15 protein-coding genes are annotated in these 16511 nt (G+C 74.7%); 4 read left to right on the forward strand and 11 right to left on the reverse strand.

Features of this window, described 5'->3' with window-relative positions; translation table 11 throughout:
* Positions 1 to 8: 8 nt before the first annotated feature.
* The 4 genes from ATJ88_RS11560 (at position 9) to ATJ88_RS11575 (ending at position 4183) form a co-directional block, all read left to right on the forward strand.
* Positions 9 to 1064: a FecCD family ABC transporter permease gene (locus ATJ88_RS11560; protein WP_098463948.1), complete on the forward strand. Its 1056-nt coding sequence runs from the start codon at positions 9 to 11 to the stop codon at positions 1062 to 1064.
* Positions 1061 to 2122: a FecCD family ABC transporter permease gene (locus ATJ88_RS11565; protein WP_098463949.1), complete on the forward strand. Its 1062-nt coding sequence runs from the start codon at positions 1061 to 1063 to the stop codon at positions 2120 to 2122. Before ATJ88_RS11560 ends, ATJ88_RS11565 begins: the two co-directional genes overlap by 4 nt.
* Positions 2119 to 3000 carry an ABC transporter ATP-binding protein gene (locus ATJ88_RS11570; RefSeq protein ID WP_098463950.1) on the forward strand — a complete coding sequence of 294 codons (882 nt, stop codon included), beginning with the start codon at positions 2119 to 2121 and terminating at the stop codon, positions 2998 to 3000. The genes ATJ88_RS11565 and ATJ88_RS11570 overlap by 4 nt, the downstream gene beginning before the upstream one ends.
* 118 nt (positions 3001 to 3118) lie before the next feature.
* Complete coding sequence (locus ATJ88_RS11575) at positions 3119 to 4183, forward strand: iron-siderophore ABC transporter substrate-binding protein (RefSeq protein ID WP_098463951.1); 1065 nt, start codon at positions 3119 to 3121, stop codon at positions 4181 to 4183.
* A 127-nt stretch (positions 4184 to 4310) separates the two neighbouring features.
* Here the strand turns inward: ATJ88_RS11575 and ATJ88_RS11580 are convergent, their stop codons facing one another.
* The 11 genes from ATJ88_RS11580 to ATJ88_RS11630 all read right to left on the reverse strand — a co-directional run bounded on the left by ATJ88_RS11580 (position 4311) and on the right by ATJ88_RS11630 (position 16510).
* The gene (locus tag ATJ88_RS11580) at positions 4311 to 5102 is read right to left on the reverse strand and encodes an isoprenyl transferase (protein ID WP_098463952.1); all 792 of its coding nucleotides are present in this window, start codon (positions 5100 to 5102) and stop codon (positions 4311 to 4313) included.
* Positions 5102 to 5836: a DNA repair protein RecO gene (gene recO, locus ATJ88_RS11585; protein WP_098463953.1), complete on the reverse strand. Its 735-nt coding sequence runs from the start codon at positions 5834 to 5836 to the stop codon at positions 5102 to 5104. Before recO ends, ATJ88_RS11580 begins: the two co-directional genes overlap by 1 nt.
* Positions 5837 to 5984: 148 nt before the next feature.
* Entirely contained in the window at positions 5985 to 7772 is a 1788-nt protein-coding gene (gene leuA, locus ATJ88_RS11590; RefSeq protein WP_098463954.1) for a 2-isopropylmalate synthase, read from the reverse strand.
* Positions 7773 to 7950: 178 nt separating this feature from the next.
* Positions 7951 to 9825, reverse strand: a complete 1875-nt coding sequence (locus ATJ88_RS18095; RefSeq protein ID WP_141538662.1) for a DUF7937 domain-containing protein — start codon at positions 9823 to 9825, stop codon at positions 7951 to 7953.
* A gap of 99 nt (positions 9826 to 9924) precedes the next feature.
* Entirely contained in the window at positions 9925 to 11520 is a 1596-nt protein-coding gene (locus tag ATJ88_RS11600) for an alpha/beta hydrolase family protein (protein WP_098463955.1), read from the reverse strand.
* A gap of 72 nt (positions 11521 to 11592) precedes the next feature.
* Positions 11593 to 12546: a GTPase Era gene (gene era, locus ATJ88_RS11605; RefSeq protein ID WP_098463956.1), complete on the reverse strand. Its 954-nt coding sequence runs from the start codon at positions 12544 to 12546 to the stop codon at positions 11593 to 11595.
* A complete protein-coding gene (locus tag ATJ88_RS11610; protein ID WP_098463957.1) occupies positions 12543 to 13850 on the reverse strand; it encodes a hemolysin family protein in 1308 nt (435 codons plus the stop codon). The genes era and ATJ88_RS11610 overlap by 4 nt, the downstream gene beginning before the upstream one ends.
* Before the next feature lie 3 nt (positions 13851 to 13853).
* Positions 13854 to 14306 (reverse strand): rRNA maturation RNase YbeY, encoded by a 453-nt coding sequence (gene ybeY / locus ATJ88_RS11615; protein WP_098463958.1) that lies wholly within the window; start codon positions 14304 to 14306, stop codon positions 13854 to 13856.
* Positions 14303 to 15367: a PhoH family protein gene (locus ATJ88_RS11620; RefSeq protein WP_211287508.1), complete on the reverse strand. Its 1065-nt coding sequence runs from the start codon at positions 15365 to 15367 to the stop codon at positions 14303 to 14305. The genes ybeY and ATJ88_RS11620 overlap by 4 nt, the downstream gene beginning before the upstream one ends.
* 2 nt (positions 15368 to 15369) lie before the next feature.
* Positions 15370 to 15720 (reverse strand): HIT domain-containing protein, encoded by a 351-nt coding sequence (locus ATJ88_RS11625; RefSeq protein ID WP_098463960.1) that lies wholly within the window; start codon positions 15718 to 15720, stop codon positions 15370 to 15372.
* Between the two features lie 10 nt (positions 15721 to 15730).
* Entirely contained in the window at positions 15731 to 16510 is a 780-nt protein-coding gene (locus ATJ88_RS11630) for a 16S rRNA (uracil(1498)-N(3))-methyltransferase (protein WP_098463961.1), read from the reverse strand.
* Position 16511 lies beyond the last annotated feature (1 nt).

A 16511-nucleotide genomic window follows, 5' to 3' on the forward strand; every position in this document is an offset into this window, starting at 1 on the left:
CTTAGGCAATGCTCGCCTCACCTCACGCAACGCCGTCCCCGGCTCGCGTGACGACCGACGCGCGCAGCCAGGTGGCCCGCAGGACCCGCCGCCGGCTGCTCACCCTCACCCTGACGCTCCTCGGGCTCGGCCTCGTGGTGGTCGCCAGCCTCGCCCTCGGCGTCCGGGACATCTCCCCCGCCGTCGTCTGGGACGCCCTGACCGCACCCGTCGCCGGGAACGTCGACCACGACGTCGTCCTCGACCAGCGCGTCCCCCGCGCCCTCGTCGGGCTCGTCGCCGGGCTCGCCCTGGGCGTCTGCGGCGCCGTCATCCAGGGTGTCACCCGCAACCCCATCGCCGACCCCGGCCTCCTCGGGCTCAACTCCGGCGCCTCGTTCGCCGTCGTGTGCGCCGTATGGCTCCTCGGGCTCAGCCAGCCGTCGCAGTTCGTGTGGTTCGCGTTCCTCGGGGCCGCCGCCACCGCCACGGTGGTGTTCGCCGTCGGCGCCGGGCAGCCCGTGAAGCTCGCGCTCGTCGGCGCCACCGTCACGGCCCTCATCACCCCGCTCATCACCCTGGTGCTGCTGCGCGACCCCGCCGCGTTCAACCTCTACCGGTTCTGGGCCGTCGGGTCCCTCACCGGCCGCGGGCTCGACACGCTCGTCGCCGTCCTGCCGTTCGTCGCCGTCGGGGTCGCCGTCGCCGCCGCGCTCGCGCACCGCCTCAACATGCTCGCGCTCGGCGACGACGTCGCCCGCGGCCTCGGGCAGAACGTCGGCCTCACACGCGCCGCCGCCGGCCTCACCGTCGTGCTGCTGGCCGGCGCCGCCACGTCGCTCGCCGGACCCATCGCGCTCGTCGGGCTCGCCGTCCCCCACGCCGCCCGCCGCCTCGTGGGCACCGACTACCGGTGGGTCCTCGCCCTGAGCGCCGTCCTCGGTCCCGTCATGCTGCTCGGCGCCGACGTCATCGGCCGCCTCGTGCTCCCCCACGCCGAGCTCGAGGCGGGCGTCGTCGCCGCCGCCCTCGGCGCGCCCGTCCTCGTCGCCGTCGCCCGCGGCCGGAAGGTGGCCGGCCTGTGACCGCCCCGACCTCGTCCCCGCGACCCGCGACCGTCGACGTGGCGGACGTCCGCGCCCTGCGGGCCCGGCGCCACCGCCGGCTCGCGCTCGTCCTCGGCGTCCTCGCGGCGGCGATCCTCGCGCTCGCCACCCTGGCGCTCGTGATCGGCCCGGCCTCGCTGCCGCCGGGCAAGGCGGTGGCCGCGCTGTTCGGCGTCGGCGACGCCGGCGACCTGTTCATCGTCCAGCGGCTGCGGCTGCCCCGGATCCTCGCCGCCCTGCTCGCCGGCGCGGCGTTCGCGCTCGCCGGGGCGCTCTTCCAGTCCACGCTGCGCAACCCGCTGGCCAGCCCCGACATCCTCGGCATCTCCGGCGGCGCCTCCCTCGGCGCCGTCACCTGCCTGCTCGGCTTCGGCCTCTCGGGGCTCGGTGTGGCCGCCGGGGCGTTCGTCGGCGCGGCCACGGTCGCCCTGCTCATCTGGTTCTTCGCGTGGCGCTCCGGGCTGCACGCCATCCGGTTCGTGCTCGTCGGTGTCGGGTTCTCCTACCTCGCGTCGTCCCTGCTCGCGTTCGAGCTGGCGTCCGTCGACCAGCGGGACGCCGCCTCGGCCCTCGTGTGGACGGTGGGCAGCGTCGCCGACGTCCGCGGCGCCGAGCTGTGGGTCCTCGGCGGCGGGCTCACCGTCCTCGCGCTCGCCGTCGCGGCGACCGCCCGCTGGCAGTCCGCGCTCGCCCTCGGCGACGACCACGCCTCCGGGCTCGGCGTCCGCGCCGACCGGGCCCGCGTCGTCACCCTGGCCCTGGCGGTCGCGATCGTCGCGGTCGCGACGTCCGTCGTCGGCCCCCTCGCGTTCGTCGCCCTCGTCGCCCCCGCCATCGCCCGTCGGCTGCTCGACGACGGCGGCCCCGCGCTCGGGGTCGCCGTCGGCACGGGCGCCGCGCTCGTGCTGGCGTCCGACCTCGTCGCGCAGCACGGCCTGTTCGGCGTGAGCGCCCCCACCGGCATCGTCACCGGCCTCGTCGGCGCCCCGTATCTGCTGTGGCTGCTGGCCACCCACGACAGGAGGACCCGCTCATGATCGACACCGTGCACCGCGCGCCGCGGCTCCGCGAGCCCGGCACCGGCCCGCTGGCCGCGCACGGCGTCTCGATCGGCTACGACGGGCGCCGCGTCATCGAGGACCTCGACCTCGAGCTGCCCGCCGGCCGCGTCACCGCGATCGTCGGGCCCAACGCGTGCGGCAAGTCCACCCTGCTGCGGGGCCTCGCCCGCCTGCACCCCCTGGAGGCCGGGCGCGTCACCCTCGGGGACCAGGACGTCACACGGATGCCCCGCCGGGAGCTCGCCCGGCTCGTGGGGGTCCTGCCGCAGTCGTCCGTGGCGCCCGACGGCGTCCGGGTCGCCGAGCTGGTCGGCCGCGGCCGGTACCCGCACCAGGGCTGGTTCGGCCGGCACAGCAGCGACGACGACGCCGTGGTCATGCGCTCCCTGGAGGCGACGGGCGTCGCGGACCTCGCCGACCGTCCCGTCGACGAGCTGTCCGGCGGGCAGCGGCAGCGGGTCTGGATCGCGATGGTGCTCGCCCAGGAGACCGACGTCGTGCTGCTCGACGAGCCCACGACCTACCTGGACGTCACGCACCAGGTGGAGCTGCTGGACCTGCTGCACGACCTCAACCGGGAGCGCGGCACGACGGTCGTCATGGTGCTGCACGAGCTGAACCTCGCGGCGCGGTACGCGGACCACCTGGTCGTGATGAGCGCCGGGCGGGTCGTGGCGCAGGGCGCCCCCGGGGACGTGCTGGACGAGGCGACGGTGCTGGCCGCGTTCGGCCTGGACGCCCGGGTGGTCCCGGACCCGGTCGCGGGGACCCCGATGATCGTGCCGGTGGGCCGCCACCACCGCCCCGACGGCTCGCTCGCGCCGACCGGCTCCACCGAGCCTTCGGGTGACTGAGATCACATCACGATCCGGGCACGGGCGTGAGACGCCCGTTCCCGGCACGAATCACTGAGGTTAGGCTTTCCTCATCACGAGTCATCCCGCGTCCGCGCGGGCACACCGAGGAGTCACCTTGCGCATCCGCCGCACCCTTGCCGCCGCCGTCGGGCTCGCCGCCGCCGGCACGCTGACCCTGACCGCCTGCGCGTCCGACAGCGAGCCCGAGACCGCGGACACCGCCACCTCCGAGGCCCCCGCCGCCGAGGGCGCGACCGACGAGTTCCCCGTGACCATCACGCACGCGTTCGGCGAGACCGTCGTCGAGTCCGCGCCGGAGCGCGTCGCCACCTGGGGCTGGGGCTCCACCGAGGCCGCCCTCGCCGTCGGCGTCGCGCCCGTCGGCGTGGCCGAGCAGGTCTGGACCGTCGGCCCGCAGACCCTCCTGCCCTGGGTCGAGGAGGGCTACGCCGAGCTCGGCGCCGAGGAGCCCGTGATCTTCACCGACGCCGAGTCCGGCGCCTCCATCCCCTACGAGGAGTTCGTCGAGGCCGACCCCGACCTCATCCTCGCGCCCTACTCCGGCATCACGCAGGAGCAGTACGACGTCCTGTCCGACATCGCGCCGGTCGTCGCCTACCCCGAGGGCTCCCCCTGGACCACGCCGTGGGACGAGACCATCCGCCTGTCCGCGCAGGCGCTCGGCCGCTCCGCCGCGGGCGAGCAGGTCCTCGCCGACGTCGACACCTACTTCGCGGACCTCGCCGCCGAGCACCCCGAGCTCGAGGGCAAGACCTACGCCACGATCGTCGACTCCCCCACCGAGGGCCTCGTCTACGTCTACACCCCGGCCGACCCCCGCGTCTCCATCCTCGAGGGCCTCGGCGTCGTGTCCGCCCCGTCCGTGGACGAGCTCGACACCTCCGACGGCGGCTTCTACTACACCCTCTCCTACGAGGAGCTCGACAAGCTCGAGGCCGACTTCGTCGTCGCGTACGTCTACACCCAGGAGGAGGCCGAGACCCTCGCCGACAAGGCCGAGCTCCAGGCCATCCCCGCCGTCGCCGCCGGCAACGTCGTCCAGGTCGTCGAGCCCGTCGCCGTCTCGTCCGTGTCGCCGCCCACCGCGCTGTCCTACGACTGGAAGGACGGCGTCCCCGCGATCGTCGACCAGCTCGCCGCGCTCTACGGCGAGAGCTGACCAGCAGCAGACCGGACACCGGAGGGGCAGGGCCCCGCGCACGATCGTCTCTTCCCGAAGTGGAGCGCCCCCTGGGGCGCGTGAACGCGATCGTGCGCGGGGCCCTGCCCCTCCGGCGTCTCCTCGATCAGGCCGTCGGCACGTCCACCGCGCCGCCGTAGCGCCGGTCGCGGCGCGCGAACTCCTCGACCGCGCGCCACAGGTGCCGCCGGTCGACGTCGGGCCACGGCTCGGGCAGGAACACCATCTCCGCGTAGGCGGCCTGCCAGATCATGAAGTTGCTGGTGCGCTGCTCGCCCGAGGACCGCAGGAACAGGTCGACGTCCGGCAGGTCGGGCTCGTCGAGGTACTTCTGGATCGTCTTCTCGCCGACGCGCGCGGGGTTGATCTTCCCGGCGACCGCGTCCCGCGCGATGGCGGCGGCCGCGTCGGCGATCTCCGCCCGGCCGCCGTAGTTCACGCACATCGTGAGCGTGCAGCGGTCGTTCTCCTTGGTCATCTCCTCGGCGACCTGGAGCTCGTTGATGACCGAGCCCCACAGCTTGGGGCGGCGTCCCGCCCAGCGGATCCGCACGCCCCAGGAGGACATCTCGTCGCGGCGGCGCCGGATGACGTCGCGGTTGAAGTTCATGAGGAAGCGCACCTCCTCGGGCGACCGCTTCCAGTTCTCGGTGCTGAACGCGTACGCGGAGACGTGCTTGACGCCGATCTGCACGGCGCCCGCGACGACGTCGAGCAGCGACTTCTCGCCCTGCTTGTGGCCCTCGATGCGGGACAGGCCGCGGGCGTTGGCCCACCGGCCGTTGCCGTCCATGACGACCGCGACGTGGTTCGGCACGAACTGGGCCGGGATCGGCGGCGGGGTCGCGCCGGAGGGGTGCGGGTACGGCTCGGCGTACTGCCGGGTCTCGCGGGGCATCAGGCCTCTCTCTCGATCATGCGCAGGGAGCGCAGCGTGCGCTCCAGGTAGAACTGGGTGTAGGCGGCCACGAGGCCCGACGCCTCGGAGCGGTGCCGCGGCTCGGCGACGTCGGCGACGTCCCAGTCGCCGGCGAGCAGGGCGGCCAGCAGGGCGAACGTCTCGGGGGCGGGTGCCGCGGATCCCGGAGGTCGGCAGCGCGAGCAGACGGCGCCGCCCTGCGCGACGGCGAAGGCGCGGTGCGGTCCGGGTTCGCCGCAGCGCGCGCAGTCCGTGAACGACGCCGCCCAGCCGGCGACGGCCAGCGCGCGCAGCAGGTAGGAGTCCAGCACGAGGCCGGGGGCGTGCGTGCGCTCGGACAGGGCGCGCAGCGCTCCGACCAGCAGCCAGTACTGCTGCACGGCCGGCTCGCGTTCCTGTGCCACGAGGCGGTCGGCGGCCTCCAGCATCGCGGCGCCCGCCGTGTAGAGGGCGTAGTCCTCGCTGAGGGGGCGCGCGAACGCGCCGACGGTCTCGACCTGCGTGACGGAGTCGAGGTTGCGGCCCGCGTGGAGCTGGACGTCGACCATCATGAACGGCTCCAGGCGGGCGCCGAACCGCGACGACGTGCGCCGCACGCCGCGTCCGACGGCCCGCACCTTGCCGTGCTCCCGGGTGAGGAACGTGATGATGCGGTCCGCCTCGCCCAGCTTGTGGGTGCGCAGCACGATCGCGTCGTCTCGGTACAGGGGCACCCGGTCATTCTCTCAGCCCGGACCGACACCTCGGGCGCGTCCTCCCCCCGTGCCGACCATGCCGCCGGGCCCGTCGACCATGCGATGAGGGCCCGTCCGGTCTCCCGGACGGGCCCTCATCGCATGGTCGAGCGGAAGAGGCGGAGGATCAGCCGCGCTCGGCGCGGTTCACCGCGGACACGATCGCCTTGAGCGACGCCGTGGTGATCGACGGGTCGACGCCGACGCCCCACAGGACGTCGTCGCCCACCGCGCACTCCACGTACGCGGCGGCGGTCGCGTCGCCGCCCGCGCTCATCGCGTGCTCCGTGTAGTCCAGCACCTTGACGTCGACGTCGACGCACGCGATCGCCGCGACGAACGCGTCGAGCGGACCGTTCCCGGTCCCCGTCAGGGTCTGCTCGACGCCCTGGTCGACGACGTCCACCTCGAGGGTCGTGGCACCCTGCTCGACCGCGCGGGTGCGGATCTCGCGCAGCTTGAGCCGGCCCCACGCCTCCAGGCCGTCCGCGCCGCCGTCCTCGACGGGCAGGTACTCGTCGGTGAACATCCGCCAGATGTCCGCGCCCGTGACCTCGCTGCCCTCGGCGTCGGTGACCTTCTGCACGACGCCCGAGAACTCGATCTGCAGGCGGCGCGGCAGGTCCAGGCTGTGCTCCGTCTTGAGGAGGTAGGCGACGCCGCCCTTGCCCGACTGGCTGTTGACGCGGATCACGGCCTCGTAGGAGCGACCCAGGTCCTTGGGGTCGATCGGCAGGTAGGGCACGCCCCAGGTGAGGTCGTCGACCGTCGTGCCGTCGGACTGGGCCCGGGCGGCCATGTGCTCGAAGCCCTTCTTGATGGCGTCCTGGTGGGAGCCCGAGAAGGCCGTGAACACGAGGTCGCCCGCGTAGGGGTGCCGCTCGTGGACGGGGATCTGGTTGCAGTACTCGACCGTGCGACGGATCGCGTCGATCCCGCCGCCGACCGTGAAGTCGATCTGCGGGTCGATGCCCTGGCCGAACAGGTTCATGCCGAGCGTCACCAGGTCGACGTTGCCCGTGCGCTCGCCGTTGCCGAACAGGCAGCCCTCGATGCGGTCCGCGCCGGCCTGGTAGCCCAGCTCGGCCGCGGCCACGGCGGTGCCGCGGTCGTTGTGGGGGTGCAGGGACAGCACGACGTGCTCGCGGTACTTGAGGTTCCGGCTCATCCACTCGATCGAGTCGGCGTACACGTTGGGCGTCGCCATCTCCACCGTGGCGGGCAGGTTGACGATGACGGGCCGCTCCGCCGTCGGCTCCAGGACGTCGAGCACCTCGTTGCAGATGCGGGCGGCGAACTCCAGCTCGGTGCCCGTGTACGACTCCGGCGAGTACTCGTAGTAGACCGTCGTCTCCGGGACCGTCTCCTCGAGCTTGCGGCACAGCCGCGCGCCCTGCAGGGCGATGTCGACGATGCCGTCCATGTCGGAGCGGAACACGACCTCGCGCTGGAGGATCGACGTCGAGTTGTAGAGGTGCACGATCGCCTGCTTGGCACCGCGGATCGCGTCGTAGGTCCGCTCGATGAGGTGGTCGCGGCACTGCGTGAGGACCTGGATGACGACGTCGTCCGGGATGCGGCCCGACTCGATGAGCAGGCGCACGAAGTCGAAGTCGGTCTGGGAGGCCGACGGGAACCCGACCTCGATCTCCTTGTAGCCCATCTGCACCAGGAGCTCGAACATCCGCAGCTTGCGCTCGGCGTCCATCGGCTCGATGAGGGCCTGGTTGCCGTCACGCAGGTCGACCGCGCACCAGCGCGGGGCCTTCTCGATCCGGCGGTCCGGCCACGTGCGGTCCGGCAGGTCCACGCGGATCTGCTCGTGGAACGGCACGTAGCGGTGGTACGGCATCCCGGACGGGCGCTGGGGGTTGTGCGCGGCGATCCCGGTGGCGGGGTGGGCGGAGTTCTGCATCAGAGTTCCTTCGTGGGGAGGTCGGCGACGGCCGGCGCACCACGTTCCTCCGCGGCGAGGGAACCGGCCTCGACTAGGCCTCGCCGCGGCACGGAAGGAGGAGGCTCACCACGCGCTGCACCCTCACACCGTACACCGTCCGTGGCCCAGGTCACGGCGGCCGTCCGCCGCACCCGGGTCAGCGCCGGGAGCGCAGTGCCGCGTCGACGGCCGGGTCGCCCAGCGCGCCGAGCCAGTCGAGCAGCGCCGGGTACGTCGACGGGTTCGCGGCGACGTGCGGGCGCAGGTGCGGCGCCTCCTGGACGATCGCGGCGAGGTCCGCGAGCGGCGTCGCCGGGTCGAGCGCGACGGCGGCGGTCCAGCGGGCACCGGGCTCGTCGACGACGGGAGGCAGCACCTGGGTCGCGTCGGGTCGCGCCGCGGGCGCGGCGGCGCGCACGGGGGCGATGCCGTGGACCTGCGTGGCCGCGGGGTCGTCGGTGACGGGCGAGAGCTGCTGGGTGGCGTCGGTGCCGGCGGCCCACGTGCCGCGCCAGCGGGACGACGACGTCGCCGCGTCCTGCGCGGGCTCGGGTCGATCGACGGCGGGCTGCCGGGCCGCGGGCTGCTGCGCGACCGGCTGCTCGGCCGACGGCTGCTCGGCGACCGGCCGCTGCGGCGCGGTCCGCTCCGCCGCCGGGGCACCCTGGCCGACCGGGTGCGGGGCGGGCTGCGGTGCGGCGACCTGCTGCACCGGCACGGACGACGCGACGCCGGGCGTGACGACGGCGGTGGCAGCCGTCGCGGTGGACGACCACTCCTCCGGCCGGGGCTCGGGCTCCCCGGCCACCGCCGGGTAGCCCTGCGGGGCGGAGGCGGCCGAGGACGCGGACCCGGCGGCGACGAGCTCGCGCACGGCTCGCGGGGCGAGCAGCGCGGCGAGCACCATGCCCGGCAGGGCGAGGGCGAGGAGGAGCTCCTCGACGCGGGACGCGGTCCCGTACCCGGCGCCGGCGACCCGGGCGACGAGGATGACCAGGCCCAGCACGACGACGACGCACGCGGCACCGACGGCGGTCGCGTGCCCGGTGGCGGCGTCCCGCTGGAGCGCGCGGCGGCCGAGCAGGGAGACCAGGACGACCAGGACCCCGACGACGAGCCGCAGGACGAGCTGGACGACGCTGCTCACGCCGGCGCCGCCGACGAGCTGCACGAGCGCCGTGAGACCCACGTAGGCGGCGGTGACGGTCATGAGCTCGAACCCCTGCACGGCCACGCGCACCCACCGCTGCGCGACGAGCTCGTCGGCGTCGTCGGCGTGCCGACGGACGCGGGCGAGCACCTCGGGGACGCCGGCGGCGGCCACGACGGGCAGCAGGAGGAGGCCGTAGCGGCCGCCGTGGACCGACTCGAGCCACTGGCCCTGCTCGGCACCGCCGAACATGGCGAGCTCGAGGGCCACGGCGACACCGACGGCCACGAGGACGAGGCCCGCGGCGTCGTCACCGTCGACGAAGCGTCGGGCGGTGAGGGCCAGGACGGCCACGACGAACGCGGCGGCGACGACGGAGACGACCACGGCCGACCAGGTGGACCCGTCGACGATCCCGACGACCGGCGTCAGGACGGCTCCCGCCGCGACCACGGCGGCCGCGACGACCAGCGGCCGGGTCCCGGCGAAGGCGGCGGCGAGGGTGACGCCCGCGAGGCCGAGGGCGAGGCCGGCACCCACGGCTCCGGCACCGGCCTCGTCGCGCACGACGTCGAACACGAGGTAGAGCGCGACGACGACCGCGTAGGGGGCGAGCCCCCAGCGGCGCGCGGAGGGTTCGGCGAGCCGCACCCAGCCACCGGTCAGGACGCCGGCGCGGTGCGCGTAGGGCGCGGCGAGGACCCCGAGGGCGAGCACGGTGGCCAGGACGACCCACAGCAGGTCGCTCCCGCGGCGCAGCACGTCCCACGGCAGCGGGAGCGCCAGGAGCAGCGCGACCGCGGCGACGACGTCGCGCACGACCTCGCTCGCGGGCACCCCGTGGACGGGTGAGCGACGCTCGGCGGCTGCACCATCGGACATGTGGGGTGACTCCTCCAGTCGACGACCGTGGCCGGGTCCGGCCGGGAACGTTTCTACCCGATGTCGGGCGCCGCGTCAGGTCACCGCTCCGGGCAGGGGTCAGATGCCGAGCTGGAACACGCCCCAGTAGGCGAGGGTGACCAGCAGGGACACCGATCCGAGGCCCACGGCCCACAAGGCGGCGTGAGCGACGCCACCGCGGGCGACGGCGGCGTCGCGCCCCGCGCGCCGGTCGGCGCGCACCCGGGCGGCGCGACCCAGGAGCACGGCGCCCGCGACGGCGGCGACGAGACCGAGCACGCGGACGGTCACCCAGCCGCCCTGGACGACCAGGGCGTCCCGCTCGTAGTCCAGCGCGAGCCGGGCGACGGCCATGAGGTAGACGGCGAGGACGACGGTGGTGGCGACGGCGGCGAGGGCCAGAACGGTCAGCGGGGCGGCGATCCCGGGCGCCGTGGGGGCGGGCGCCTGCGCTCCCCGGCGCCGGGACCCGGCGCGCCACGCGGTGGTGGCGGCGAGCCCGACGAGCCCGACCAGGACGAGGACCACCCCGCCCAGGACGGCGGCGACGACGACGTCCCCGTTCGCCCACCAGCCGGGCCGGGGCACGGGGGCGGCGAGATACGGCTGGTCGGGGGTGGCGCCCGCGACGGTGGGCTCCGCCCCGGCGGTGCCGGGGAGCCCCTGGACCCAGGCGGCGAGGTCGCGGACGAAGTCGGGGTGCAGGCCCGGCAGGTGCGCGGGGTCGTTGCCCGGGTCGTCGGAGGGCGCGACGCGGATCCCGTGGTTCGCGCCGCCGTAGTAGCGGACGGTGACGGGAGCGGGATCCGGGCTGACGGCGGTGTCGGCGAGGATGATCCGGGCGCCCTGCTCGACGGGCATCGACGGGTCGGCGGTGCCGTACACCACGAGCACGGGCGCGCTCTGCCGCTCGAGCCAGGGCCGCACGTCGAAGTCCGCGTAGTCGAACCCGCCGCCGGGGAACTGCATGCCGACCGCGCGCGGGATGGCGCGGAACACCTGGTCGGGGACCTGGGTGTTGCGCAGGTAGTTGTCGACGGCGAACGCGGCCTGCTCGCGGGGCGGCACGACGGGCGCCGAGACGAGGACGGTGAACGCGATCGTGGGGTCGTCGACCTGCATCACGGGCGCGATCCACGTGCCCTCGGACTCGGCGTAGACGCCGACCCTGGCGGGGTCGACGCCGTCGACGGTGCGCAGGAGGTCCACGGACCGCTCGTAGTCGAGCGCCATGTGCTCGTAGTCGCGGTCCCGCGTCGAGTAGGTGTCGAGACGCTTGTCGGGGACGAGGGTGGCGACGCCGGCGCTGGCCAGGAGGTCGGCGAGGTCGCGGAACGCCTGCGCGGAGCTGCCGGTGCCGGCGCCGTGCACGAACACCACGCCGGGCCGGTCGGTCAGGAGCTCGCCCCGGTCGTCCAGCGGGCGGCGCAGCACGCCGTCGACGGTCGTGCCGTCGAGCGCGATCGTCACGGGGGTGGTGCGCACCGGGTGGTCGCCGACCTGCCCGATGTCGGCGACGCCGTCCTCGACGACCCCGTGCACGGTGGTGTCCGCCGTCGCGGGCACGAGGTGGTCGCTCACGGGCCGGGGCTCCCACTGGGGGCCGGCCACGGAGCCCACGACGGCGAGTCCGACCAGCAGGGCGACGCTGGTGGCGAGGGTCCGGAGCACCACCCGTCGGATGCTACTCCGCAGGTCCCGGTCGTGCCGGGGCGTCGGGACGCGGCGGCCGTGTCCCGGCCCCGGTCAGAAGCCCAGGCGCTGGAGCTGCTTGGGGTCGCGCTGCCAGTCCTTCGCGACCTTGACGTGCAGGTCGAGGTAGATGCGGGTGCCGAGCAGCTTCTCGATGCCCTCGCGGGCGGCGGAGCCGACCTCGCGCAGGCGGGCGCCGCCCTTGCCGATGATGATGCCCTTCTGGCTCTCGCGCTCCACGAACAGGTGGACGCGGACGTCGAGCAGCGGCGGGCGGCCCTTGTCGGGGTCGCCGGTGCCCTCGCGCTCGACGATCTCGTCGACGACGACGGCCAGGGAGTGCGGCAGCTCGTCGCGGACGCCCTCGAGGGCGGCCTCGCGCACGAGCTCGGCGATCATCGTCTCCTCGGGCTCGTCGGTGAGCTCGCCACCGGGGTACATGTCGGGGCCCTCGGGCAGGTGCGCCACCAGCACGTCGGTAAGCTCGTCGACCTGGAACCCGCCCTTGGCGGACACCGGGACGATGGCGGACCAGTCCCGGTCGATCGAGCGGGCGAGCTGGTCGACGGCGATGAGGTGCTCGGCGAGCGTGCCGCGGTCCACGAGGTCGGACTTCGTGACGACGGCGACGACGGGCACGGCGCGACGCCCCTCCATGAGGGGCGCGAGCTGACTGGCGATGTACTTGTCGCCGGGGCCGATCTTCTGGTCGGCCGGCAGGCAGAACGCCACGACGTCGACCTCGCTCAGGGTGTCCGCGACCAGCGCGTTGAGCCGCTCCCCCAGCAGGGTGCGGGGGCGGTGCAGGCCGGGGGTGTCGACCAGCACGAGCTGGGCGTCCTCGCGGTGCACGATGCCGCGGATCGTGTGGCGCGTCGTCTGGGGGCGGGCGGACATGATCGCCACCTTGTCCCCGACCAGCGCGTTGGTCAGGGTGGACTTGCCGACGTTGGGGCGGCCCACCAGGCAGGCGAACCCGGACCGGTGCGGGGTGTCGTCGTGGGTCATGCGTCGTCCTTCTGGTCGTGCGGAACGAGGTCGTCGTCCGCTGCTGAGCGTACGGTGCGGTGGACGAGCAGGCTCGCGAGCTGCTTGCGGCGGCCCTCGACGCGCTCCGCCTCCAGCCGCAGGGGCCCGACGTCCGCCGTCGACCCGGCGAGCGGCACCTTGCCGAGCGCCTTGGCGAGCAGGCCGCCGGCGGTGTCCACGTCGTCGTCGTCGAGGCGGAGGTCGAACAGCTCGCCGAGCTCGTCGACGGGGAGCCGGGCGGGCACCCGCCAGACGCCGTCGCCGAGCTCCTCGGGCTCCGGCTCCGGGGCGACGTCGTGCTCGTCGGTGAGCTCGCCCACGAGCTCCTCGATGATGTCCTCGACCGTCACCAGCCCCGCGACGCCGCCGTACTCGTCGACGACGACGGCGATGTGGGAGCGGCGAGTCTGCATCTCGCGGAGCAGGTCGTCGGCGGGCTTCGACTCGGGGACGAACATCGCCTCGCGCGCGATCTCCGCCACGGGCAGGTCGGCGGCCGACGGGTCGTGGTCGACGCGCCGGGCGACGTCCTTGAGGTACGCGATCCCGACGAGGTCGTCCACGGTGCGGCCCACGACCGGCACCCGGGAGAACCCGGAGCGCAGGAACAGCCGCATCGCCTTGTGCAGGGGGGTGGTCGCGGCGATGCTCACCATGTCGGTGCGGGGCACCATCACCTCGCGGGCGAGGGTGCCGCCGAGCTCGAGGGCGGAGCGGAGCAGCTCGCGCTCGGTGGCCTCGATCGCCTCGTTCTCCCGCACCCGGTCGGCCATGTCCCGCAGCTCGTCGCCCTCGGGCGCGCCGGCGTCGGCGAGGGTGCGGCGCGGCACCCAAGCGACCGCGCGGTGCACGACGGTCAGGGGGCCGGCGAGCGCGACGAGCGCCTGGGTGGGCCGGTGGTACGCCCACGTGCGGGGGCTGAGGCGGACCAGCAGCACCCCGGCGACGAGGCCGACGACGGCGGCGCCGAGCAGGGCCTCCCACCAGCCGCCGAACCAGTGCGCGAGCAGCAGCGCGACGGCCGCGACGGCGAGGGTCTCGGCGAGCACGCGCACGAGGGCGAACGACCCGGCGGACCGCGGGTCCGCCGCCAGGGCCTGCGCCTGGCGGATCCGGCGCCGACGCGCCTCGGGCACGGCGGCGCCGTCGGGGCCGTCCTCCAGGGCGAGGGCGAGCGACACGCGCGTGACGCGGGTCACGGCGGCCTCGCCGGCGCTGAGCAGCGCGGAGACGGCGAGGGCGATCACGAGCAGCGCCCAGAGCGCCGCGTCAGGAGCCTGCACGGGTCACCGCCCGGCCAGGAAGGTGAGCAGCAGCCGCCGCTGGAGCGCGAACATCTCGCGCTCCTCCTCGGAGTCGGCGTGGTCGTAGCCGAGCAGGTGCAGGATGCCGTGCGTCGTCAGGAGCAGCAGCTCCTCGACCGTGGAGTGCCCGGCGGCCTGCGCCTGGGTGACCGCGACCTCGGGGCACAGCACGATGTCGCCGAGCGTGCCGGGCGGCGTCTGCTCGCCCTCGCGGCCGGGCCGCAGCTCGTCCATGGGGAACGACATGACGTCGGTGGGGCCCGGCTCGTCCATCCAGCGCACGTGCAGGTCCGTCATCGTGGCGGTGTCGACGAACACGATCGACAGCTCGCTGGCCGGGTGGACGTGCAGGGCGTCGAGCGCGTAGCGGGCGAGGGCGGAGAACTCGGCCTCGTCGACCTCGAACCCGGACTCGTTGTTGACCTCGACGCTCACCGGTGTCCTCCACGGTCGTGCCGGGGCGCCCGGCGTCGGTCGTCGGCCGGCTGGGCGGAGTCCCAGCGGGCGTACGCGTCCACGATGTCGCTCACCAGCCGGTGGCGCACCACGTCCGAACTGTTCAGGCGGCAGAACTCGACGTCGTCGACGCCCGTGAGGATGTCCTCCACGACCTGCAGGCCGGACGCGGTGCCGCCGGGCAGGTCGACCTGCGTGGCGTCGCCCGTGATGACCATGGTGGAGCCGAACCCGAGCCGGGTGAGGAACATCTTCATCTGCTCGGCGGAGGTGTTCTGCGCCTCGTCGAGGATGACGAACGAGTCGTTGAGCGTCCGCCCGCGCATGTACGCCAGCGGCGCCACCTCGATCGTGCCGGACTCGACCAGCCGCGGGATGGCGTCCGGGTCGAGCATGTCGTGCAGCGCGTCGTACAGCGGGCGCAGGTAGGGGTCGATCTTGTCCGACAGCGAGCCGGGCAGGAACCCGAGCTTCTCCCCCGCCTCGACGGCCGGGCGGGTCAGCACGATGCGGTTGACCCGCTTGGCCTGGAGCGCCTGGACGGCCTTCGCCATCGCCAGGTACGTCTTGCCGGTACCGGCGGGACCGATCCCGAACGTGATGGTGTTGGCGTCGATGGCCTCGACGTAGTGCTTCTGCCCGACCGTCTTGGGCCGGATGGTGCGGCCGCGACTGGACAGGATGTGGTGGGTCAGCACCTCGGCGGGACGCTGCGCGGTCGCGGCGGTGAGCATCGCGACGGACCGGGACACGACCTCGGGGGTCAGGGCGGTGCCGGACTCGACGACCTGCACCAGCTCGTCGAGGAGCTGCGAGACGACGGCGACGTCGCCGGCGGGACCGCGGACGGCGATCTCGTTGCCGCGCGAGTGCACGTCGACGCCGGGGAACCCCTCCTCGACGGCGCGCAGCACGGCGTCACGGCTGCCCAGGAGCTCCACCATGGGGACGTGGGCCGGGACGACGACACGGTGCTCGGCGCGGTGCTCGGTGGGCCGCAGGCCCAGCGGGCGGTCGGAGGCGGCGGGGATCGACGGCATGCTCAGGCAGGACTCCATCCGAGCTGGGTGCCGGCCAGGACGTGGCCGTGCACGTGGAAGACGCTCTGGCCCGCGCGCGGGCCGGAGTTGAAGATGAAGCGGTACTGGCCGTCGGCCAGGTCGTGCGCGACGGTGTCGGCGACCTCGACGACCTCCGCCAGCAGGGTGGGGTCGGCGGCCGCGAGCACGGACACGTCGCCGTGGTGCTCGCGGGGCACGACCAGGACGTGCACGGGCGCCTTCGGGTCGATGTCGCGGAACGCGACGACGCGGTCGGTGGTGGCCACGACGTCGGCGGGCAGGTCCCCCGCGACGATCTGGCAGAACAGGCAGTCGGTGCCGTTGTCGCTCATGCGCTCCACGCTACCGCCACCGGCCCAGCCGGTCGCACAGGATTGCCGCGGCGACGGGACCGGCGCTGGAGGTCCGCAGCACGTGCGGGCCGAGACGGGCGGCCACGGCGCCGGCGGCGACCAGCGCGTCGAGCTCGGCGGCGGAGATGCCGCCCTCGGGCCCGACGACGACGAGCAGCTCGGGCGCCGCGGACCCGGCCGGCGCGGGGGCGGGCAGGACGACCTCCGCCAGCGGCGTCGTGGCCTCCTCGTGCAGGACGACGACGGCGCCCCCGGCGGCGACGACGTCGGCCGTGCGGGCGGCGAGGCGCGGGGTGGTCAGGTGCTCGGCGACGGGCGGCAGCCAGGCGCGCCGGGACTGCTTGACGGCGGCCCGCACCAGGGCGTCCCAGCGCGCGCGGGACTTCTCGGCGCGCGGGCCGCGCCACACGACGACCGAGCGGTCGGCCTGCCACGGCACGACGGCGTCGACGCCGACCTCGACGGCGGCCTCGACCGCCTGGTGGTCCCGGTCGCCCTTGGCGAGCGCCTGGACGAGCGTGAGGACGACCTCGGGGGCGGGCTCGACGACCACGTCGGCGACCCGCAGCCGCACCTCGCCCGGCTCGACGGCCGCGACGACGCCGCGCAGACGCGTGCCCGCGCCGTCGACGACGTCGACGCGCTCACCCACGTCGCGGCGCTGCACGACGCTCGCGTGGCGTCCCTCGGCACCGCCGAGGGCGTACAGGTCGCCGACGACGACACCCGCGAGGGTGCCGTCGTCGGCGAGGAACACCGGCGCGCTCACG

This window comes from Isoptericola jiangsuensis (genome assembly GCF_002563715.1).
Classification (GTDB): Bacteria; Actinomycetota; Actinomycetes; order Actinomycetales; family Cellulomonadaceae; genus Isoptericola; species Isoptericola jiangsuensis.

Excerpts from the sequence above, each read along its gene's own strand:
- leuA (WP_098463954.1), bottom strand. The coding sequence starts at position 7,772 with ATGCAGAACTCCGCCCACCCCGCCACCGGGATCGCCGCGCACAACCCC.
- era (WP_098463956.1), bottom strand. The coding sequence starts at position 12,546 with ATGACCCACGACGACACCCCGCACCGGTCCGGGTTCGCCTGCCTGGTG.
- ATJ88_RS11580 (WP_098463952.1), bottom strand. The coding sequence starts at position 5,102 with ATGCCCCGCGAGACCCGGCAGTACGCCGAGCCGTACCCGCACCCCTCC.
- ATJ88_RS18095 (WP_141538662.1), bottom strand. The coding sequence starts at position 9,825 with ATGTCCGATGGTGCAGCCGCCGAGCGTCGCTCACCCGTCCACGGGGTG.
- ATJ88_RS11625 (WP_098463960.1), bottom strand. The coding sequence starts at position 15,720 with ATGAGCGACAACGGCACCGACTGCCTGTTCTGCCAGATCGTCGCGGGG.
- ATJ88_RS11560 (WP_098463948.1), top strand. The coding sequence starts at position 9 with ATGCTCGCCTCACCTCACGCAACGCCGTCCCCGGCTCGCGTGACGACC.
- ATJ88_RS11570 (WP_098463950.1), top strand. The coding sequence starts at position 2,119 with ATGATCGACACCGTGCACCGCGCGCCGCGGCTCCGCGAGCCCGGCACC.
- ATJ88_RS11620 (WP_211287508.1), bottom strand. The coding sequence starts at position 15,367 with ATGCCGTCGATCCCCGCCGCCTCCGACCGCCCGCTGGGCCTGCGGCCC.